This window comes from Phenylobacterium sp. (genome assembly GCF_025351295.1).
Classification (GTDB): Bacteria; Pseudomonadota; Alphaproteobacteria; order Caulobacterales; family Caulobacteraceae; genus Phenylobacterium.
This window is the reverse complement of record NZ_JANXWD010000011.1, coordinates 1-6153: the sequence shown is the minus strand read 5'-3', so window position 1 is coordinate 6153 and position 6153 is coordinate 1. Positions and strand designations below refer to the sequence as shown.

General features: G+C 73.3%; 6 protein-coding genes and 1 riboswitch. Of the genes, 5 read left to right on the top strand and 1 reads right to left on the bottom strand.

Annotation, left to right across the window (positions count from 1 at the left end):
• Positions 1 to 93: 93 nt before the first annotated feature.
• Positions 94 to 309, bottom strand: a complete 216-nt coding sequence (locus tag Q0R13_RS01600; protein WP_293898462.1) for a DUF1674 domain-containing protein — start codon at positions 307 to 309, stop codon at positions 94 to 96.
• Positions 310 to 353: 44 nt separating this feature from the next.
• Between Q0R13_RS01600 and Q0R13_RS01595 the strand changes: the two genes are divergently transcribed.
• The 5 genes from Q0R13_RS01595 to Q0R13_RS01575 all read left to right on the top strand — a co-directional run.
• Positions 354 to 1646 carry an RsmB/NOP family class I SAM-dependent RNA methyltransferase gene (locus Q0R13_RS01595; RefSeq protein ID WP_293898459.1) on the top strand — a complete coding sequence of 431 codons (1293 nt, stop codon included), beginning with the start codon at positions 354 to 356 and terminating at the stop codon, positions 1644 to 1646.
• A 43-nt stretch (positions 1647 to 1689) separates the two neighbouring features.
• Positions 1690 to 2352, top strand: a complete 663-nt coding sequence (rpe, locus tag Q0R13_RS01590; protein WP_293898456.1) for a ribulose-phosphate 3-epimerase — start codon at positions 1690 to 1692, stop codon at positions 2350 to 2352.
• 5 nt (positions 2353 to 2357) lie between these two features.
• Entirely contained in the window at positions 2358 to 4046 is a 1689-nt protein-coding gene (locus Q0R13_RS01585; RefSeq protein WP_293898453.1) for a heparinase II/III family protein, read from the top strand.
• A 6-nt stretch (positions 4047 to 4052) separates the two neighbouring features.
• A riboswitch (ZMP/ZTP riboswitch) is annotated at positions 4053 to 4138 on the top strand.
• 21 nt (positions 4139 to 4159) lie between these two features.
• Entirely contained in the window at positions 4160 to 5752 is a 1593-nt protein-coding gene (purH, locus tag Q0R13_RS01580; protein ID WP_293898450.1) for a bifunctional phosphoribosylaminoimidazolecarboxamide formyltransferase/IMP cyclohydrolase, read from the top strand.
• 69 nt (positions 5753 to 5821) lie between these two features.
• The coding region (locus tag Q0R13_RS01575; RefSeq protein ID WP_293898447.1) for an IS5 family transposase at positions 5822 to 6153 on the top strand (332 nt) is incomplete at its 3' end.

Here is a 6153-nt window from a genome sequence, read left to right as displayed (position 1 = left end):
GGCCCCATGCGCGGAGCTTGAGGCCTCGCGCCCCCTCCGTCGGCTTTGCCGCCACCTCCCCCGAAGTGTTCCCTTCGGGGGAGGAGCAAAGACTCAGAAATCGACCGCGAGGCCCTTGCGTTCCCAGTCGCCGAAGCGGGTCGGCTCCGGGCCCTTGGGACCGCCCTGCTCCGGGGCCAGTTCGGCGGCCTGGGCGGCGAGGCGGCGGGCTTCGGCCTCCTCCAGCGCCCGGCGGGCGGCGTCGGTCAGCGGCTTGCCGGGTGCGGCCCCGGGGATGTCGGCGGGCGGGGTGTCGTCCATGTCCCTCATCTAATCCCTTGCGCCCGCGGCCCCAAGAGGGCACGCCGCGCGCCGTGAGTTCTTCCCCCGATCAAGACACCCCGCTGGGCCTGCCGGCCCGTGCCGCCGCCCTCGACCTGCTGACCGCCGCCCTGTCGCGGCGCGCCGGCCTGGACGAGGGCCTGAACCATCCGGCCCTGGCCGCCCTGGAACCGCGCGACCGGGCCTTCGCCCGCGCCCTGGCCATGGCCACCCTGCGCTGGCTGGGGCCTATCGACACCGCGCTCCAGGCCCGGCTGAAGAAGGCCCCGCCCGAGCCGATCGTCAATGTGCTGCGGCTGGGCGCGGCCCAGCTGCTGGTGCTGAAGACCCCGGCCCATGCCGCGGTGGGCGCCACCGTCGACCTGGCCGCCGCCCAGAAGGGCGGGGCGGTGTTCAAGGGCCTGGTCAACGCCGTGCTGCGCGGCCTGACCCGCGAGCCGCCGGAGCTGAACGACCCGTCGCTGATGGCCCCCAGCTGGCTGCAGGCCCGCTGGCGCGCCGCCTATGGTCACGACGCCGCCGAGTCCATCTGCGCCCTGATCGGCGAGGAGCCGGCCACCGACCTGACCTTGCGGACCGCCGCCGACGCCGAACTGGCCCAGGCCCTGGAGGCGCGGCCGCTGCCGGGCGGCTCCCTGCGGGTGGGCCTGAAGGGCGAGGTCTCCGCCTGGCCCGGCTTCGACGAGGGCCGCTGGTGGGTGCAGGACGCCTCGGCCGCCATCCCGGCGCGGCTGCTGGCCCTCCGGCCGGGCGACACGGTCCTGGACCTCTGCGCCGCGCCCGGCGGCAAGACCCTGCAGCTGGCCGCCGCCGGCGCGAAGGTCACCGCGCTGGATCGCTCCGAGGGCCGCATCAAGCGGGTCTCCGAGAACCTGGCCCGCACCGGCTTCAGCGCCGAGTTGGTCGCCGCCGACGCGGCCGACTGGCGCGACGGTCGCACCTTCGACGCCGTCCTGCTGGACGCCCCCTGCTCGGCCACCGGCACCTTCCGCCGCCATCCCGACGTCCTCTGGGTCGCCAGCCCGCAGGACATCCCGCGGCTGGCCACCATCCAGACCCGCCTGCTGGCCAGCGCGGCCAGGCGGGTGAAGCCAGGCGGGCGGCTGGTCTACTGCGTCTGTTCGCTGGAGATGGAGGAGGGCGAAGGCCAGGTGGCGACGTTCCTGTCGCGGACGCCCGACTTCGCGCTGGACCCGATCGCGGCGGGCGAAGGCGGCGCGCCGGACGCCAGCCTGAAGCCGGACGGCACGCTCCGCATCCTGCCGCACCACGTGAGCGGCGGGACGGACGGGTTCTACATCGCCCGGATGACGCGCGCCGCGTAGACGCGCGATTGGCAGGGCCGCCCGCATCAGGCTAAGCCGGGGCATGGCCTCGCCCAAGACCATCATCGCCCCCTCGATCCTGGCGGCCGACTTCGCGCGGCTGGGCGAAGAGATTCGCGCCATCGAGGCGGCCGGGGCCGACTGGGTCCACGTGGACGTCATGGACGGCCATTTCGTGCCCAACATCACCCTGGGCCCGGACATCGTGAAGGCGCTGCGCCCGCACGCAAAGATCCCCTTCGACTGCCACCTGATGATCAGCCCGGCCGACCCCTACCTGGAGGCGTTCCGCGCGGCGGGCGCCGATTACATCAGCGTCCACCCCGAGGCCGGCCCGCACCTGAACCGCACCCTCAAGCGCATCCGCGAGCTCGGCGGCAAGGCCGGGGTGGTGTTCAACCCCTCCACCGACCCCTCGGTGATCCAGTGGATGATGGACGACGTGGACCTGATCCTGGTGATGTCGATCAACCCGGGGTTCGGCGGCCAGACCTTCATGCCCTCGCAGCTGGCGAAGATCACTGCGCTCAGGGCGATGATCGACGCGACCGGGCGCGACATTCCGCTGGAGGTGGACGGGGGAGTGACGCCGGAGACCGCCAAATTGTGCATCGCCGCCGGGGCCACGGCCCTGGTGGCCGGAACCGCCGTCTTCCGCGGCGGGGCGGAGCGTTACGCCGCCAATATCGCCGCCCTGCGCGGCTGACCCCGGTGGCCGGACCCCTTCGCCTGCCCGGACGCCATCTGGCCCTGGCGCTGGCCGTGGCCACCGGACGGGCGGTCTCCGAGGAGTGGCGCGCCGCCGAGCCCGGCCGCTGGCTGCCCGGCCAGGCCCGGCCCGAGGGCTTCGGCCTGCAGCCCCGCGACGCACGGCCGCCGGACATCGAGGGCGGCCGCCGCATCCTGGCCGGGGTGTTCACCCTGGGCGGCGCGACCCTGGCGGCCGGCGCCGGGGGCGACCCCTGGGACCGACCCAGCCCCAGCCGCGCCTTCGCCGAGGCCCTGCACCGCTTCGACTGGCTGCCCGGCCTGATCGCCGCCGGGCCAGAGGGCGCGGCCGAGGCGCTGCGCCTGGTGCTGGAGTGGCGGCGGATCTTCGGCCGCTGGAACGGCTTCGCCTGGGCGCCGGAGGTGATGGCGCGCCGGGTGTTTAACCTGGCCTGCGCGGGCCCCGCCCTGGCTGCCCGCGCCTCCGAGGCCGAGACCGCGGGGATCGCCATGGACCTGGCCCGGCAGGCCCGCAGCCTGCTGGCGGCGGGCGGGACGGCGGGCGCCGCCGAGCGCGCGGCCTGCGCCGCCGTGGCCGGCGCCGCCCTGCGCGGGATAGCCGGACGCCGGCTGCTGGAGCGGGCCCTGCCGCGCCTGAGCCGCGCACTGGCGATCACCGTCGAGCCCGAAGGCGGTCATGCCACCCGACGCCCCGACGCGGCCCTGGAGTTGCTGTTCGACCTGCAGGCCCTGGACGAGGCCATGGTCCAGCGTGGCTTGGCCGCGCCCGACGCGGTGCAGCGCTCGATCGCCCGCCTGGCGGCGGCGGTGCGGTTCTTCACCCTGGCCGACGGGGGCCTGGCGGCCTTCCATGGCGGCGGGCCAAGGAGCCCATCCTACGTCGCCGCCGCGCGCGCCCAGGACGAGACCGGTGACCGCCCGACCCCCAGCGGCCTGGACGGTTTCCAGCGGCTGGACTCGCGCGCCGTGCAGGTGATGGCCGACGTGGCGACCCCGCCGGCCGGCCCGTGGAGCACGCAGGCCTGCGCGCAGTCCCTGTCGATCCAGGTGGTGGCGGGGGGCCGGCGGCTGATCGAGGCGGCGGCCGGCCGTGGCATCGACGCGGCCTCCACCATGCAGGTGGGCGAGCGACCTTATGGGCGGATGCTGAGCGGCTTCGCGGCGCGGGTGCTGGGGCGGCGGCTGACCGAGGCCGAAGCACCGGTCGAGGTGCAGCGGCACGAAGCCCCAGGCGCCGTCTGGCTGGAGCTGGACCACCACGGCTGGATGGCCCGCTACGGGCTGATGCATCAGCGCCGCCTCTACCTGGACCTCGACGGCGGCGAGCTGCGCGGCGAGGACCGGCTGACCCCCACCGCCAAGGTGCAGGGGCCCGACGGCCGCCACTTCGTGCCCTACGCGCTGCGTTTCCAGCTGCACGCCGGGGTCCGCGCCCAGGTCTCGCAGGATCGCCGCAGCGTGCTGCTCCGCCGCGAGGGCGACCCCGGCGGCTGGACGCTGCGCAACGATGCTCTGGACATCGCCCTGGAGCCGCGCGCCCACGGGCCCGGCCTGCAACTGGTCCTGCGCGGCCAGCGGCGGGCCGACTCCGGCGCCCGGGTGCGGTGGAAGCTCGCCCCGGCGACCGCGCCGACCATCGCGCGCGTTGACGCGCCGCCAACAGCGGCCTAAGCCGCCGCCATCCCGTGTGACTGGCGAATCGAGGTGGGGGACCACCGGGGAGCGCGGAGACCATATCGACGCCGCTCGCCTGGGCATTTCCTTGAACCTCTGAGGAGAATGCCGTGCCCGCCGCGCCAGATTTCCCCCCCGCCCCCGACAAGGTCGCGGTCCGCCGCGCGTTGATCAGCGTCTCCGACAAGACCGGCCTGGTCGAGGCCGCCCGCCAGCTGTCCGCGCTGGGCGTCGAGCTGGTCTCCACGGGCGGCACGCGCAAGGCCATCGCCGACGCCGGGATCGCGGTGAAGGATATCTCCGACCTCACCGGCTTCCCGGAGATGATGGACGGCCGCGTGAAGACCCTGCACCCCGTGGTCCACGGCGGCCTGCTGGGGGTGCGCGACGCGCCCGAGCACAAGGCGGCGATGGACGCGCACGGCATCGGGGCGATCGACCTGGTCTATGTCAACCTCTACCCCTTCGAGCAGACGGTGGCGGCCGGGGCGGACTACGAGACCTGCGTCGAGAACATCGACATAGGCGGCCCGGCGATGATCCGCTCGGCGGCCAAGAACCACGGCTACGTCGCCGTCTGCACCGATCCGGCCGACATGGCGCAGGTGCTGGCTGAACTGGCCCACGGCGGCGCGACCTCGCTCGACCTGCGGCGACGGCTCGCCGCCAGGGCCTATGCCCGCACCGCCACCTACGACTCCTCGATCGCCTCGTGGTTCGCTGCCGAACTGGGCGATTTCGCGCCCGCCCGATTCTCCATTGGCGGCCAGCTCGCCCAGACCATGCGCTATGGCGAGAACCCGCACCAGGACGCGGCCTTCTACCGCTTCCCCAACGCCCCGCTCGGCGTAGCGACCGCCACCCAGCTCCAGGGCAAGGAACTCAGCTACAACAACATCAACGACACGGACGCCGCCTTCGAACTGATCGCCGAGTTCGATCCGGCCGCCGGCCCGGTGTGCGCGATCGTCAAGCATGCGAACCCCTGCGGGCTGGCCTGCGGCGCCACCATGCTGGAGGCCTACCAGCGCGCGCTCGCCTGCGACCCCACCAGCGCGTTCGGCGGCATCGTCGCCCTGAACGGGCGCCTGGACGCCGCCACGGCGGCCCAGCTGCTGGAGGTGTTCACCGAGGTGGTGATCGCGCCCGAGGCCGACGACGACGCCGTCGCGCTGTTCCGCAAGAAGAAGAACGTGCGTCTGCTGGTGACCGGCGGCCTGCCCGACCCGCTGGCCGTCGGCAAGACGTTCAAGTCGGTCGCGGGCGGCTTCCTGGTGCAAAGCCGCGACACCACCCACCTGACGCCCGCCGACCTGACGGTGGTGACGAAGCGCGCGCCGACCGACGCCGAGGTCCGCGACATGCTGTTCGCCTTCACCGTCGCCAAGCATGTGAAATCCAACGCCATCGTCTACGCCCGCGACGGCCAGACGCTCGGGATCGGCGCCGGTCAGATGAACCGCAAGGACTCAGCCCGCATCGCCGCGCTACGCGCCGCCGATTTCGGCCTGGACCTGAAGGGGTCGGCCTGTGCTTCCGAGGCGTTCTTCCCGTTCCCCGACGGCCTGATCCAGGCGGCCGACGCCGGCTGCACCGCGGTGATCCAGCCCGGCGGCTCTATCGGCGACAAGGCCGTGATCGAGGCCGCCGACGAACGCGGCCTGGCGATGGTGTTCACCGGCGTGCGGGTGTTCCGGCACTAGGTCGTAGGGACGATTTAGGATTCCCCTGAATCGCGAGTGGTGATTCAAGACTACCTTTGGGAGGCGGTCTTGGAAGGCGAGGTTCTTAGGGACGACCAGTGGGAGCGGATCAAGCCTTTTGTGCCGGGGGGCCGCAAGGGCAAGCGGGGACCGCGCAGCGACGGGCGGCTGTTCATCGACGCGTTATTGTGGATGGCGCGCTCAGGCGGTCGGTGGCGGGATCTGCCAGAGCGCTTCGGGCCGTTCGAGCGTGCGAAGAAGCGCTACTACCGCTGGATCGAGAGGGGCGTGCTGGCCAAGGTCTTCGAGGCCGTGGCGGCCGAGGCGGACTTGGAATGGGTGATGCTGGACGCCACCGTCATCCGGGCCCACGCCCAAGCCGCCGGAGGGCGGCGAAAAAG